At 34.2% G+C, this 16523-nt stretch carries 7 protein-coding genes; 2 read left to right on the top strand and 5 right to left on the bottom strand.

Features of this window, described 5'->3' with window-relative positions:
• Window positions 1-300 precede the first annotated feature (300 nt).
• Window positions 301-1077, bottom strand: a complete 777-nt coding sequence (locus tag OEW74_RS04945) for a zinc ribbon domain-containing protein (protein WP_265427445.1) — start codon at window positions 1075-1077, stop codon at window positions 301-303.
• A 2-nt stretch (window positions 1078-1079) separates the two neighbouring features.
• Complete coding sequence (locus OEW74_RS04940) at window positions 1080-2177, bottom strand: Nif3-like dinuclear metal center hexameric protein (protein WP_265427444.1); 1098 nt, start codon at window positions 2175-2177, stop codon at window positions 1080-1082.
• Window positions 2178-2235: 58 nt separating this feature from the next.
• Between OEW74_RS04940 and OEW74_RS04935 the strand changes: the two genes are divergently transcribed.
• Window positions 2236-3063 carry an ion transporter gene (locus OEW74_RS04935; protein WP_265427443.1) on the top strand — a complete coding sequence of 276 codons (828 nt, stop codon included), beginning with the start codon at window positions 2236-2238 and terminating at the stop codon, window positions 3061-3063.
• A gap of 331 nt (window positions 3064-3394) precedes the next feature.
• Here the strand turns inward: OEW74_RS04935 and OEW74_RS04930 are convergent, their stop codons facing one another.
• The 3 genes from OEW74_RS04930 to dnaE form a co-directional block, all read right to left on the bottom strand.
• Window positions 3395-5029 carry a T9SS type A sorting domain-containing protein gene (locus tag OEW74_RS04930; protein ID WP_265427442.1) on the bottom strand — a complete coding sequence of 545 codons (1635 nt, stop codon included), beginning with the start codon at window positions 5027-5029 and terminating at the stop codon, window positions 3395-3397.
• 290 nt (window positions 5030-5319) lie between these two features.
• Window positions 5320-9036, bottom strand: a complete 3717-nt coding sequence (locus tag OEW74_RS04925) for a T9SS type A sorting domain-containing protein (RefSeq protein ID WP_265427441.1) — start codon at window positions 9034-9036, stop codon at window positions 5320-5322.
• A gap of 322 nt (window positions 9037-9358) precedes the next feature.
• Window positions 9359-14026, bottom strand: coding sequence for a DNA polymerase III subunit alpha (dnaE, locus tag OEW74_RS04920; RefSeq protein ID WP_265427440.1), 4668 nt, complete (start codon window positions 14024-14026; stop codon window positions 9359-9361).
• A 473-nt stretch (window positions 14027-14499) separates the two neighbouring features.
• Here dnaE and OEW74_RS04915 point away from each other — a divergent pair, with 473 nt between their 5' ends.
• Complete coding sequence (locus tag OEW74_RS04915) at window positions 14500-16461, top strand: S8 family peptidase (protein ID WP_265427439.1); 1962 nt, start codon at window positions 14500-14502, stop codon at window positions 16459-16461.
• Window positions 16462-16523: the final 62 nt, after the last annotated feature.

Here is a 16523-nt window from a genome sequence, read left to right as displayed (position 1 = left end):
TTTATTTTAAACCTAAACAATTTTTGACCTAAATTCTTTTATATAAATTTTGTCATTCAGAGCGGAACGAAGTGAAGCGTGGAATCTAAGTTTTATTGTAAAATTATTTTATCCGTTTAAACCACCCCGTCAAAAATTTCTTTGAAATTTTCGCCACCCCTCCAAAGGAGGGGAATTTAAAATCAAATGGGTGGATTTATGGGATTGCTTCGTCGCTATGTTTTTCGCAATGACTACAAATCAAAAAAAAATAAGACCGAAAAAATTTCGGTCTTATTAATATTTTTGAAAAACGAGTAATTAGAATTTAATTACAGATTTCATTTTTTCAGTTTCTTCCATTACCAATTCGTCATCTACAAGGATTTTCCCTGAATGCTCATCAATAATAATTTTCTTTCTCTGAGCAATTTCCATTTGCTTTTGAGGAGGGATTGTAAAGAATGATCCTTTAGGAGCACCTCTTTCAAGACCTACAACTGCTAAACCTGTAGAAGAGCTCGATCTGATTCTGTTATAAGAAGCCAACAATCTTTCGTCGATTTTAGAAGCAAATTCTTTAGACTTTTCAAGAAGATATTCTTCTTCTTTCTGAGTTTCAGAAACAAGACCTTCCAATTCTTCTTTTTTGAATTTAAGGTGATTCTTCAAATCGTTGATCTTTGTAGTCAACTCATTCAAAGTTTCTTCTTTATGAGCGATTTTAGCTCCAAATTCTTTGATTCTTTTTTCAGAAAGCTGAATTTCAAGTTCCTGATATTCCATCTCTTTTCCTAAAGCTTCAAACTCTTTATTGTTTCTTACGTTATCCTGTTGAGATTTGTATTTTTCAATAAGTGTTTTTGCATGGTTGATCACCTCATTTTTGGTATTGATCTGATCATTTTGCTCTTTAATATCTGCATGAAATTTTTCAGCTCTTGTTTCAAGACCCTCAATTTCAATTTCAAGATCTTCAACTTCGATTGGCAATTCTCCTCTTGTGTTACGAATCTCGTCTAGTCTTGAATCTATGATTTGTAAATCATATAAAGCTCTTAATTTTTCTTCAACTGAAATATCTGTTAAATTTGCCATATCTAAAGGAAATAATTTACTGGGTTTGTTTTTTCGCTAGAATTTAAGATTGCAAATGTACTAATTTTTTGTGATAAAATTTCAAATAATTGTTGGGCAACCCATTGTTCTGATTCATAATGCCCTACATCACAAAGCAATATTTTAGATTCTGCCTGAAAATAATCGTGATATTTGAGATCACCGGTGATATATGCATCACACTTTTTGGCAAGAGCAGACTTTATTCCGCTTGCTCCGGAACCACCTAAAACCCCTACTCTTTTTATTTTTTTATTTATAAAATTTGAATGTTTAATCACCTCAACATTAAATTTATCTTTAATAAATCTCAGAAAATCTTTTTCATCCATCTCCTGATCAAACTCACCATACATTCCTAATCCCGAATATTGATTTTCATTATCTAAAGAATAAATCTGATAGGCAACTTCTTCATAAGGATGCGCTTCTTTCATTGCTGTAATAATCTGGTGTTGTTTATACGCTTCAAAAATTACAGAAATCATATTTTCATCTGCATTTTCTCTCACATTCTGTTGTCCTGAAAAAGGGTTTGAGCCTTCAATTGGTCTGAAAGTTCCGTTTCCTTCAGTTTTAAAACTACATTCGTCATAAAAACCGATATTTCCGGCTCCGGCAGAAAAAAGAGTTTCTTTTAACTGTTCTGAATAGTCATTTGGAACGTAAACATTTAATTGTTTTAAATTATTTTTCTTAGGCTGAAGTATTTTTAAATTTTTCAAACCTAAAGCGTTGCAAATCCCTGCATTTACTCCAGAATAATCATTATCAAAAGCAGTGTGAATGGCATAAATGGCAACTTTGTTTTCAATTGCTTTTAAAACAGCTCTTTCAACATAGTTTTTTCCGGTAAGAGATTTTAAACCTGAAAAAATAATAGGATGAAAACACACCACAAGATTGCAATTTTTGACAATCGCTTCATCAATAACGTTTTCTAAAGCATCATGACAAACCAAAACCCCACTTACATTACGACTCGGAATTCCGCACAAAAGCCCCACATTATCAAAATCTTCCGCTTGCGGCATTGCTATCTGTTTTTCTATAATAGAAATTACTTCTTTTATTGTCATTTTATTCTGTAAGTTTGTTACGAAATTAGTTATAATTTAGTTAAAATAAAAAACACACATGGAAAGAGAGCACAATCTTGTTCCGGGAGATAAACTTTGGAAAAGATTCTTGTTTAGGATCATTTACCGGGCAGACACAAAGCTCGGAAAGCTGTTTGATATTACGCTTTTATCGCTTATTTTGGTGAGTACTTTCATTATTATGATGGAAAGTGTGCCTAAACTTGATAAAAAATATCATGTCTATTTTATTATTTCTGAATGGATTATTTCCGTATTTTTCACCGCAGAATATTGGGCTAGAATTGCCGTTTTAAAAAACAAGAGACATTACATTTTCAGTTTTTTCGGAATTATAGATTTTCTTTCGCTGGTTCCGTTTTACCTGAGCTTCTTTTTTCCTGTTACCAAATATTTCCTGATCTTCAGAATGCTGAGAATGTTGCGTGTTTTCAGGGTTTTCAACCTGTTAGACTTTATGAATGACGGCTCTGTTATTCTTCGAGCTATGAAGAACAGTTCAAGAAAAATCTACATTTTCCTTTTATTTTTAATTATTTTTTCGGTAATCGTAGGTTCTCTGATGTTTATGGTAGAAGGCGGAAGACCTGGCTTTGAAACAATCCCTCAATCTATTTATTGGGCTGTAGTAACAGTAACAACTGTCGGTTATGGTGATGTTTCGCCAATTACTCCAATGGGAAAATTTTTTGCGGTTATTCTGATGCTTGCCGGCTATTCTATTATTGCTGTTCCTACAGGTATTGTAACTGCAGAAATGAGAAACAAAAGACAAAATTTAGAATTGATTTGTGAACGTTGTGGAAATGAAGATATTGATGACGATGCAAGGTATTGTAAACAGTGTGGCAAGAAATTGGCTTAAGAGATTATATACAAATTAATCTATCAACCAAAAATCGACAAAATCATGGAACCACAAAAGAAAAACAGACCCAATAGTTTAGTTCTTATTCTATTTGCTTTAGTTATATTAATGATTATTATTTATTTTATTCTTGTTTTGTTTTTCCCGACAGTTTTTGATCTTATGAATACGGGGGACATTAAACCGGTATCACCGGATAAATAAAATTTCAAAAAAAAATTAGGCTTTCCAAAATACGGGAAGCCTTTTTTAATCTTTAAAATTATTTGTCACAAAAAAAAGACCTGCCAATTGACAGGTCTCTTGTTATAAAGAAATTTAAAATAAATTATTTTTTAATCGCTTTAATCGTTTGTTTAGAACCATCTTTCATATTGAGAACAACTAAATACATTCCTGAATTTAATCCTCCTAAATGAAGTGTAGATTCTGGCTTATCAAAAATTTTCACAACTCTACCTGCAACATCCATTACAGAAATAGATTTCACATTGCTTACGTCTGAAATATTCAAAACATCAGCAAATGGGTTGGGGTAAGATTTTATTCTATCTTTAACAACATTAGATTCATTGGTCGATAATGAAATTTGCTCAACAACAAGATTATCGATAAAGAATTCTACATCTTCCGAATCTTCTACAGTACCATTAGTTGCATAAAATCCAAATTTTGTATTTGCACTATTATAAGCGGTTAAATCTAATGAATAAGTTGTTGAAGTATTAGAAATTGTACTTGAACTATTCCATGTTTGAAGGACTGTCCATGTTGTACCACCATCCTGAGAAATAACAAACTGCACTACATCATCTGAACCTAAAGAACCAGAAGTTGTATCTCCATATTCGGTCAATCCATAATCAAATTTTACACGATACCCTCCTGCCGAAAGATTAAATACAGGAGTAATTGCCCAAGAATTAAATGTTTCCGGAAACCATGAACTTGTGTAAATATTAACACCTAAAGCACCATCAGATCCGTTATTTAAAAACCCAGTATCATACCAATTTGAAGAAGTTCCTGAAGGAGTAGTTGCCGGCGTTCCCGTATCTGCTTCTTCCCAACAGTCATTGATACCATTCATAAAATCAAACGTAAAATTAGGTGTAATTACTCCACATAATGTATCAAAAGTATTCACCGCAGACCATGCACTTTTAGAAGTCGTTGTACAGCTAGACCTTACCCAAACATAATGTTGAAGACCAGGAGAAAGTCCGGATAATGCTTTAGAAGTCCCAACAATATTCGTATAGACTGGAGTTGTTGTAGCTGTTGGAGGAATTCCATTTGCATTGTAGTAGAGTTCATACCCATTTGCCGGAGCTGATGCAGGTGCTGTCCAGGAAATATCTGCAGTAGCAGATGTTATATTTGATGAAGTTACAGAACTCGGTTCAAGACACGATGGTACGGCACCCTGAGTTATATTAATATCATCAAAATAAACATAATTATCTGATGTATCGAGTGCAGATTTTGCTTCAAATCTAATGAATAAATTTCCGGAAGATGGTACACCAGAAATAGTAGCCGATTTAGTAGCACAAGATGCAGATACTACATGACTTGTATTATCTATTGTATAAGCTGTCGTCCACGGTCCATTTTCAGAAGTTGCCCAATCTAATTTTATTACACCAAAATCTGCCAATGAAGCACCTGTAGTAATGTCAGCATATTCTGTAACCTTATAAGCGAAACTAACATTTAAAATTCCACCATTTGTTCCTGTTAACGCAGGAGAAATTAAGTAAGAAGAGCTATTGTAATAATTATTAGCTCGCATACTTCCAATTCCTGTACATGGTGCAGTTTCTGATCTGCTATACCACCCTGAACCACCACTAGAAGTCCAAGATCCGTCTCCGGCAGGTTCCCATCCATAACTATAAGAGATTTGCGCTGATGACATTGCTGCCAACGCCATCATACATGTAAGTAAAATTTTTCTCATAACATACTTATTTATTAATTACACATAAAATTACAATTTAAAAATAGCAAATCAGCAATTATTCACCTATTTTATTTAAAAACAAGCATCAATCAACATGTTTTATTGAATTAAAACATTGTATTAGTTTAAAAAAAACATAATTTACTTCAATATTTCGCATTCATAATTACGAATACAATCAAATCAAATATTTTTTTTGCTATTATTTTTAATGTATCATCAATCAGTTTATTAAAAAAAATAGCAGCTATTGAAGCCGCTATCTAAATAGTATTAATTAAAAATTTTTATTTTTTAATTGCTTTAATGGTTTGTTTAGAACCATCTTTCATATTCAGAATAACTAAATACATTCCTGAATTTAATCCTCCTAAATGAAGTGTAGATTCTGGCTTATCAAAAGTTTTAACCAATTTACCAGAGATATCTACTACAGAAATAGATTTCACATTGCTTACGTCTGAAATATTCAATACATCAGTAAATGGATTTGGATAAGCTTTGATATTGTTTTTATCTGCAATAACCTCACCGATAGCTAAATTAGGACATCCAGTAGAGTCAACTGTAACTACAACCTCTTGTCTTGCACCTTCACATGTGTTAGAGAATTTCCAATTATAAATATAGTACCAATAATTTTGATCAAAATTATTCCCTGTAACTGTTATCGCACTAGAAGTAATTGGATAAGTTGTTCCAGAAGTATTACGATTTAAGTTTATACCTAATGTTTCTCCTTGTCCAATTCTATATCCAGTCCCTACATTTAAAGGGAAATTAAGCATTATTGTTTGTGGTGTTACACCATCATTAACAGAAACAGTATATGGCACAGACATTAATGTTGTACCTGCGCTATTTCTAATTTCTATTGCTGAAGCTGTTCCTATTGCAACACTTGAAACAGGAAAAACATCTATACTGGTAAGTATTGTAGGTGCAATTACGTCAAAACTTTGATAATAAGTTCCAACAGTATAATTGCTTGAACTGATTCCTCCTAAAGCAGATGGATTAATAGGGCCAACTGTACCATTAGTTCCAGAAGTTCTCGCTGACACATAGTAACTAGTAGTAGTTGTAACAGCCGGAGTAGTATATGAACCACCCGTTGTTAACAATGCACCCCCTGTCGGAGCATCATACCAACTGATAATAGCTCCTGTAGATGCAGTCGCTGAAATATTTGCTGAATTTCCTGGACAAACTGTTGCACCTGTAGTAGAAATAAGCGTAGGAGGCTGACACAATGTAACAAAAGACACCACTGAAGACCATGAGCTTCTATCAGGACCATTACACACCGATCTTACCCAAACATAATATACAGTAGAAGATAATAATCCACTTATAGAAGCAGAAGTAGTAATAGAAGTAACTGAGTTTGTAGAATTTAAAGGTGTAGTAAATGTAGGTACTGTATTAGATGTGCTATAATACACTTCATATCCATTAGATGGAACTGTAGTAGGAGCAGTCCAAGTTGCTGTAGCTCCAGAAGTTGTAATACTTGAACCAGTTATTGCCAAAGCAGTAGGTGCAAAACAAGTAACTACAGTTGTAAAATTTCTTTCGGAACATCCTAAAGATGTACTTGTTGCATTATATCCGCTGATAGTATAAAAATACTTTATACCATTATTTAGAGGAGTAGGTAAAGTATAAGTAAGAACATTACCTACATCAAAAGCATTTAGCACATCATTTCCACCCGAAGTAGTTCCAATTGTAATCTTATATCCTATTGCATTTGTATTAGCCGTCCAAGTGAAGGTAGGTGTCACAGAAACTCCCGTGGCTGCTGATGCTGGTGCACTTACACTAGGGCATGCAGTAACGGTAGTAAAGTTTCTCTCTGTACATCCTGTAGTAGTACTTGATGCATCATAACTATTTAATGTATAATAATACTTTGTTCCCAATGTTAAAGGTGTTGGTAATGTATAAGTAGTCACATTACCTACATCAAATGCATTTAAAATATTATTACCACCCACAGTTGATCCAATGGTTAATTTATAACCAGCGACTCCTGCAGCGGCAGTCCAAGTAAATGTAGGTGTAACAGAAACACCAGTAGCACCGGCAGTAGGTGCAGTCACAGTTGCACAGCCAGCAGTAGTAAAGTTTCTTTCAGTACAACTTAAGGAAGAGTTGTAAGAATTATAAGCATTTATCGTATAAAAATATTTTGTTCCAATCATTAATGGTGTTGGTAATGTATAGGTTGTAACATTTCCAAGATCAAAAGCATTCAAAATATTATTACCGCCTGCAGTAGTGCCTATCGTAAGCTTATATCCAGTAGCATCTGTTACAGCACCCCATGTAAATGTAGGAGTAGTAGACACCCCCGTCGCAGCTGATGAAGGAGCAGTCACAGAAGGACAACTTAAGTTTTTGGTTGTAAAGGAAAATTCTGTACATCCTGTAGCTATGCCATTTCCATTTATAGGCAAAATTGTTACATAGTATATTTTACCATACAATAATGGAGTTGCAGCAGGTAATGTATAAGTAAGCACATTTCCTACATCAAAACTATTAAGAATATCAGTACCTCCAGGAATCGTTCCTAAATTTATTTTATATGAAGATGCTCCCAAAGACGAAGCCCAGGTTATTGTGGGATTAATAACAACTCCGGTAGCATTATTAAGAGGAGCTGTAATGGTTGTGCATGCAGGAGCTGTGGTGTTAATTGCTATATTTACGTTATCTACATAGATATCATCACTACCATTATCTCCGGTTGCTAAAAATCTTAAAATTGCTGTACTACTTGATGAAGGTAAAACAAAATCTTTTGTAGACCACGCAGCCTGAACTCCTAACGAAGAGCCAATGTTAGTAAAAGTGTTTCCTCCATCCGTAGATAACTGAATTTTTAAAACATCAGTACCTGAAGGATTAATATAATTAAATGTTAAAAGCCTATCACCAGAACTTCCAGAAAGATTTACGTATAAATCCATGGATCCAGAAACGTATAAACAATTATAAGAATGAAATCTTGCTGTGGGCGCTGTAGCCGGAGCAGCTACTGTTGCAGTTCCACCTACTGAGTTCCAACCCGAAGCTGATGTAAACCCACTTGAAGAAATATCGCTTTGTCTCCAAGAATTATCGCCTCTAGATGGCCAAGTTCTCCAATATGAAGCATTGGGTAAATCTAGTGTTGAATTTCCGTTTGCCCAAGTAGAAAAATTTTCAGTAAAAGGAATTGTTGCATATGTGGTTGGAGCGGCAATCCAAGTTCCCGGACTATAGGTAAATGTTAATCCAGATGCTGGTATTGTTGTTCCGCCAGTAGTTCCTAATGTTACATTTGATGTAGCTGATGTACCAACTGCTGTTGCGGTCCAATCAGTTCCTAGTCTATTGTTAACATCAGAAGCTTCTGCACCTTTTAATCCAATCTGCCCTGTTGCGTTTGCGCTTCCCGAAGCACAAGTTCCATAAACGATAGCAATTGAATTATTTGATGAATCCAATTGAATTTGAAAATTAAGTAATTGATTAGCAGAACCTCCGCTCAATTTGAGATCTGTAAATTGTACTACGAATTTAGAACCTACCGTTTCATAAGCAATTTCAGAAGTTGTTGTATTAGCATTCACTAAATTGGACGAAAAACCAGCAATTGCGCCTTCTATAGTATTTGGCGCAGACGAATCAGTTGATAGACCTGTAGTGGTGGTTGCTAAGCTAGGCGTTGTACCAAATGTGATAAATCCATTATTACTAATAAAAACAGAATTATACGTCCTCCCATTATACTTAAAGGATGGTATCGTCACCGAGCTGGAAATACCATCAGTTGAAAGGGTTGATCCAGATTGCCAAATAGTTCGGCTGGCAGAAAGTGATGTGTAGGTTCCTGAAGATTGTGCAAAACCATAACCATTATTGGGATTGGGATTCGCACCTGAAGGAGGTCCTACCTGTGCATAAGTTCCAGCGCTTAGAGCCAACATGCACGTTAGTAAAAATTTTTTCATACTCAGTTAAATTAAAATTAGAGGGCTAAATTAATAAATATTAATATTACAAATCAAAAAAAATGTTAATATTTTAAAAAAATAACAACAATAAAACCATATAATTGAAATATTGCCAAAAAATAACTAAACAAACATTTAATTGCAATCCCAACTGCTACAATCATAATCAAGTGTAAACAACTAATTATTAACCTATTAAACTAATAGAGTATTCAATCTATTTAACAATAAATATTTTAAAATTTCATTAATTTTAAAACATAAAAAAAATCGCAATCTGATTTTTGATTGCGATTTTTCATTAATTTCTTAATAAAGATTAATTCAGATAAAATTCATATTTATTAAGGAGTTGTATATTTTTAATCAAATCTCCATTAAGATTTATCGAATGTTTCATTGACTGAACTTCAATATGAGAATCATCTTCAACATTCTTAATGTAAAATTTAAATTTTTGATTCCCTTGGTTTTCATTCAGAACATTTCTGAAGAAACTAAGATCTTCCGGTCTGAAATCCATCACATCCATTACTAAAGAGATACTTTTTGCAAATTTTTCAAAAGCTTCTTGCAATTCAATCACTTCATTTACATTTACGAATACTCTCCCATCTTTTACCTGGGCAAATTTTATTTTTAAAATTACAAAACGTTGCACCTCCAATTTCTCTTTCAGCTTCATATAATCACGGTCTCCCAACCTGAAAGAATATGAGCCAGAATAATCCTCCAAAGTTACAAAAGCCACTTTTTCACCACTTCTGAAACCATCTTTCACCACATATTCTGTAATCAAACCGGCAACTGTGTACTCTTTTCCGCCGCCACTGTTTTCTCTTTCTTTTTGTAGTGTTTTCCAGTCTTTTTTCTTTTCTTCAAATAATTCCTCTTGCTTATTTGCAAAAGCCTGCTCTTTATAAGCATCCACCTCGTCAAGATTTAAAAACCCAAAAACACCCTTCGGTTCAGCTTTTTTGGTTACTTCTTCTATAATCTCTTCTTCACCGGTTGACAGTTCATCAGATACAATTTCAATTAAATCTGCAACCTCATCCACAGAATCTTTTTCAAGAATCGGAACTTCATCATTTACTACTTTCGCTTCTTCATCTTTTTCCAAAACAGATTTTTTGGAAAGACTTCCCTGCATAAACTGATACTGAAATTTAAACTCATCGAGCGGATGCGCGGAAAGATAGAAACCAATCGTTTCTTTTTCTTTATTTAATTTATGCATATTTGGCCATTCCGGACAAGGCGCTAATTTTGGCTGTTCAATCTGAACTTCATCAGCAAAATCAGCAAAAAGAGAATACTCCATCTCATTTTTACTCTCCTGAAAACTTTGCCCATACCTTATCAAACGTTCCAAATTTGTTTTCCCCGACATATCAATATCAAAATACTGACCTCTGTGGAAAGAATCTAATTCATCAAAAGCCCCTGCAACCACCAAACTTTCTGCCACTCTTTTATTCATCTGAGAAGGCAAAATTCTTTCAAAAAAATCATAAATATTTTTAAATCTTCCGTTGGCTCTTTCTCTGGTAATTCCTTCACTCGGACCTTCCCCAATTCCTTTGATCGCACCCAAACCAAAACGAATCTGCCCTTTTTCGTTTACAGAAAACTTATACTGCGATTCATTTACATCAGGTCCCAAAACATCAACCCCCATACTTTTGCAATCTTCCATAAACATGGTAATCGATTCGGTATTGTTAATGTTATTACTCATTACACTCGCCATATATTCTGCCGGATAATTGGCTTTTAAATAAGCTGTTTGATAAGCAATAAATGCATAGCAAGTAGAGTGAGATTTGTTGAAAGCATACTCTGCAAAGGCTTTCCAGTCATTCCATATTTTTTCTAAAGGACCTTCATCTAAGTTGTTTTTTCTTCCGCCTTCAATGAATTTCGGGTACATTTTATTAAGAACCTCAATCTGCTTTTTACCCATCGCTTTTCTCAAAGTATCGGCTTCACCTTTTGTAAAATTGGCCAATTTTTGGGATAAAAGCATTACCTGCTCCTGATAGACCGTAATTCCGTAAGTTTCTTTTAAATATTCTTCTGTTTCAGGTAAATCGTAAACAATCTCTTCTATTCCGTGTTTTCTGTTGATGAAATTTGGAATATATTTAATAGGACCCGGTCGGTAAAGAGCATTCATGGCAATCAGATCGGCAAAAACTGTTGGTTTCAGTTCACGCATGTATTTTTGCATCCCCGGACTTTCATATTGAAAAATCCCAACCGTTCTTCCTTCCTTAAATAATTGATAAGTTTTAGTATCATCCAAAGGAATCAAATCCGGATCAATATCAATTCCATGCCTTGTTTTAATTATTTTTAAAGCGTCTTTAATAATCGTCAAAGTTCGCAGTCCCAAAAAGTCCATCTTCAAAAGTCCTGCACTTTCCGCCACCGAGTTATCAAACTGCGAAACCAAAATATCGGCATCTTTCGCCGCAATTGTCACCGGAACCAGATTACTCACATCTTCCGGTGTAATGATAACTCCACAAGCGTGAATTCCGGTATTTCGGATACAGCCTTCCATCTTTTTTGCACTCGATAAAACATCATGACGTGCATCTCCCGGAGTATTTAGAACATACTTCATCTCATCGACAAGCATTTGTTCTTCAGGCTTTAGTTTATCGTATTTAGATAAAGCTTTTGCAATATTCATTCCCGGACTTGGAGGAATAAGCTTTGCAATATTATTAGTATCAGGAATTGGTAAATCTAAAACTCTTCCCGCATCTTTAATCGCAGATTTCCCACCCAAAACCGAGTATGTAATAATCTGCGCCACCTGATTTTTACCATATTTTTCTACAACCCATTTAATGATTTTATCTCGACCTTCATCATCAAAATCGATATCAATATCGGGCATTGAAATCCTTTCCGGATTAAGGAATCTCTCAAATAGCAAATCATATTTTATCGGGTCTACGTTGGTAATTCCTGTACAATAGGCAACTGCAGAACCTGCTGCAGAACCACGACCAGGACCAACCCAAACTCCCATTTTTCGGGCTTCGTTACAGAAATCCTGTACAATCAAAAAGTAACCGGGATAACCTGTGTTTGCAACAACTTCCAGCTCAAAGTCGAGACGCTCCTTGATTTCAGGCGTAATTCCGGTATCTTTATATCTAATTTTTGCGCCTTCATAAGTTAAATGCGTTAAATAAGCCATTTCCCCACGTTTACCTCCATCAATCTCATCTTCTGCGTGAATAAATTGCTCAGGAATATCAAATTTTGGAAGAAGTACGTCTCTTTTTAAAGTATAAGGACTGAATTTTGCCGTAAATTCCTCATACGCATCAAATGCGTCAGGATAATTTAGAAAAGCTTCTTTTATTTCATGAGAATTTTTAATGTAATATTCTCCGGTTGCCAAACCTCTTCTTTTCCCAAAACCTTTTCCAACAGGCGTTGTCAGCTTCTCACCATCTTTAATACAGCTTACAATATCCTGAATATTAGAATCATCCTTATCGGTGTAATAAGTTTGATTCTGTGCTAATATTTTAACATTATACTTATCTGCAAAATGCAACAACACATCATTCAAATGCTCTTCTTCAGGCAATTTATGATTTTGAATCTGAACATAAAAATCTTCTTCAAAAGTATCTTTCCACCACTTGAAAAGCTCCTCCCCTTTTTGCTCTCCCGTATTTAGAATTGCATCAGGAATATCACCGTGAATTCCAGAAGTTAAAGCAATTAGCCCATCCTTATATTCAGCAATTAATTCTCTGCTAATCCTTGGAACTCCGAAATAAAACCCTTTAAGAAAACCAATACTCGAAAGTTTTGCTAAATTTTTATATCCATTAAAATCTTTCGCCAATAAAACCACTTGCGTTCTTCTGTCGGGATCGTCTTTTGTAAATTGCTTTTGCTCGTAACGGTCTGAAATATAAAATTCACAACCTATAACAGGAATCAAAGGTTCAGAAACAGGTTCTTCTTCATTAAATTCTGTTCCGTTTTCTTCAGCTTCCTGCTTTTTTGCTAAATATTCTTTATGTTTTTTTGAACGATCTGAATTAGTAGATTCGACTGCTGAAACAAACTTGAAAGCACCCATCATGTTCCCTAAATCGACCATTCCGACCGCAGGAAAATTTTCTTCTGAAGCTTTCTTTATTAAATCATTAATTCCTGAAGTCGCCGTTAATGTTGAAAAAACACTTTTGTTATCGAAGTTGAAATATCTTCCTAAATCGATATCATCGATGCTTCCGACATCGGACTGCTTTTTCTTATTATTAAAATCCGCAACCTGCCTTCTGATAATTATTCCAAAAGGCTTAATCGGATTGGGATGCAAAGTCTTGAAATAAGCCAGCTGATCTTCCGAAGTTTTTAAAACCTCAGCAGGAATAATCCCGATACGCATCATTTCGAAGAAAACCTGAGCTGTAGCATTTACATCGGCTGCTGCATTATGCGCTTCATCAAATTTATGACCATATAATTTCTCGTATAACTCTTCCAATTTTGGAGATTTATACTTGCCACCTCTTCCACCACCTAGTTGACAATAATTTGTCCCTAAAATCATGGTATCGGCTTTTGGTTTTTCCTGAAGATTATCTTGAATATTTTTTCTGAAAAATTCGGCACCTACAATATTGTAATCAAACTCAACATTATGTCCGGAAACCACTCTTACTCTTTCTAAAACTTTAGAAAACTCCTCTAAAATCTCCTGTAAATCTCGACCTTCTTCATTAGCAATTTTGGTAGTAATTCCGTGAATTCTAGCAGCATTAAAGGGAATATCATACCCTTCCGGCTTTATTATATAATCTTGATTCTCAAGCAAATTACCTTCATCATCATGCAATTGCCAAGCAATCTGCACCATTCTTGGCCAGTTGTCTGAATCTGATAATGGGGCATTAAAATTTTTCGGTAAACCTGTGGTTTCTGTGTCAAAAACTAAATACATGTATTTTTTCTAGCTTTTATTAAAAAAAAGAGAATGTAAAGTTACTTCAATTTTCCAAATAAAACTTCTAATTTACGATTGGGATTTTTCAATTTCTTAAAAATTTAAAAACAATAAAATAGATTAATTACTTTCTCAAAAAAAAGTACGATTTAGTTTAATCAAAAAACAGAAAAATTATTTTTTACCTGATTACAACTATTCAATTTTGTTTAAATTAAAAAAAACGCAATATCATTATCAAAATATTATCATAATATTTTATTTATTAAAGATTACCTCATTTTATTTATTATTTAATTAAAAACAACACCTCATACACACCCATAAAAGTCAGCACTTTACCAATCGTCCTGATAAGTGCCCAAAACAATGAAAAATTACAGAGAGAATTTGAACAGCAGAAAGTAGAAAACAACACAAAGTTTAATGCTTATGTTGCTAAACATTACGGTGATAATAAAAGCGCCACAGTGGAAAAAGAAATTGAGGAACAAAGAAGTAACCTTGCAGGATTTTTACCTGACGGAAGACCTTTTTTTTACAAACAACAAGACATTAGACAAGGATACAATGCAAATTCTGATAAATTAAACACTGCTGGTTTAATTGCTGGTCTAAATAATGCATACAACGGAGAAGGCATTAAGTTTACTATTTTCGACGGTGGAAGAATTTACGCAGCTCATCCAGCATTTGATAATGCACAAAACAGAATTACTAATAAAGAAGCGGCATCTAATGTTTATAGTGCTCATTCAACAGGAGTGGCAAGTTTTATAGGAGGTAGAAGTATACAAGTTTCAGGATCAAACGGAACAACTACAATTTCTGGAGATACCAAAGGTGTTGCGACAGGCTCTACTATGGATTCTTATAGGTTTGCTACTACAACATTGCCAGGAAATACTTCTACAAGTAATGTTTTTCAGAAAATTTTACTTGCTCAGCCAAGTATTTCTAATCACTCTTATGGTTCAAATCTTGGTTGGGATATTGGATATGTAAATGGTGCAAATGCCTGGGTTTGGAATGGAGTCTATGAAAGTCCGAATGTTTCAATGGACTTACAAGGTACTTATTTTAGTAGTGATGTAGCATATGATCAGATTGTATACAACAACCCTTCTTATATCATTGTAAAATCTGCAGGAAATTCTTATGGAATGGGACCAACCATTGACTCGACTGCTCCTAAATATTACGGAGACGATAATGGAAACGCAGTACAATTTACAGCAACAGATACTTTACCACAAGTAAATTGCGCTCAGGGATATGACTGTATTAGCAATGGCTCTTTAGCAAAAAACATCATTATTGTAGGAGCTACCGATGTTATTTCTTCTAACAATTTCAGATATTCTTCACCTTCAGACGTAGTACATTCTGAGTACAGCAGTGCAGGACCAAGAGATGATGGTGGTATAAAACCCGACATTTCTACGACAGGAACAGATGTATTTTCTGCAGCTACAGCTGAGAATACCACAGGAAGCGTTTCGTATGATTATGGAAGCGGAACATCTTATTCTGCTCCCGTAGTAACTGGTGTTATAGGATTATGGATGCAGATTTACAAAGATTTATTTTTGAATCAGAATTTAAATGCTGCAAGTGCAAAAACATTAATGGTACATTCAGCTTCCGAGGCTGGAAATGTAGGTCCAGATCCTTGGTTTGGGTGGGGGTACATTAACGCTCAAAAAGGTGCAGAATTATTAGTAGGAAAAGCAAATAATTCAATAATCTTTGCAGATGAAACTTTAAACACAGGAGCAGTTAATCAAAAAACAGTAACTGCTTCAGGTACTGAACCTTTAAAAGTAACTATTTCGTGGATTGATCCTGAATATGCCTTGCCAGATCCTCTTACTTGGGCTGCAGCATACAATAATAGAATTTCAAGATTGGTTAATGATTTAGATATTAGAATTATTGACACAACCAACAATACAGTTTATTATCCTTGGAAATTAGATGCAAATAACCCTATGTCTCCAGCAACAAAAGGTGATAATACGGTCGATAATGTAGAACAAATCGTTTTAGACAATCCCGTGGCTGGAAGAAATTATAGAATTGAAATTTCTAATAAAGGAACTTTAATTAACGAATCCGGAAATACAACTCCTCAAAATTACTCAATAATAGTAAGTGGTTACAATCAAGAAGTTTTAGGAACAAATGAGACTACAAATACTTTAAGTGGCATCGTAGTAGCACCTTCTATTACAAAAGATTTTGTAAAAATAATCAAAGCTCCTAAAAAATCTACTTTCAGTGTATTTGATATGTCTGGTAAAAAAATACAGTCAGGAACTATTAATAATGAGCAAGAAAATGTAAATTTATCGTCTTACGCCAAAGGAATTTATATTATTCAAATAAAAACAGCCAAAGATGTAATTACCAAGAAAGTAATTAAAGAATAACAATCATTTCATAAATATCCTTACAAAACACTAACACTTGTTAGTGTTTTGTTTTTTTATGT

Origin of the sequence: Chryseobacterium sp. YIM B08800 (assembly GCF_026163565.1) — a bacterium.
In the GTDB taxonomy this organism is placed as follows: Bacteria; Bacteroidota; Bacteroidia; order Flavobacteriales; family Weeksellaceae; genus Chryseobacterium.
This window is presented reverse-complemented; position numbering and strand designations above follow the sequence as displayed.

What these genes read in the sequence shown, in the direction of transcription:
- OEW74_RS04925 (WP_265427441.1), bottom strand. Translation starts at nt 9,036, where the DNA reads ATGAAAAAATTTTTACTAACGTGCATGTTGGCTCTAAGCGCTGGAACT.
- OEW74_RS04930 (WP_265427442.1), bottom strand. Translation starts at nt 5,029, where the DNA reads ATGAGAAAAATTTTACTTACATGTATGATGGCGTTGGCAGCAATGTCA.
- dnaE (WP_265427440.1), bottom strand. Translation starts at nt 14,026, where the DNA reads ATGTATTTAGTTTTTGACACAGAAACCACAGGTTTACCGAAAAATTTT.
- OEW74_RS04940 (WP_265427444.1), bottom strand. Translation starts at nt 2,177, where the DNA reads ATGACAATAAAAGAAGTAATTTCTATTATAGAAAAACAGATAGCAATG.
- OEW74_RS04935 (WP_265427443.1), top strand. Translation starts at nt 2,236, where the DNA reads ATGGAAAGAGAGCACAATCTTGTTCCGGGAGATAAACTTTGGAAAAGA.
- OEW74_RS04945 (WP_265427445.1), bottom strand. Translation starts at nt 1,077, where the DNA reads ATGGCAAATTTAACAGATATTTCAGTTGAAGAAAAATTAAGAGCTTTA.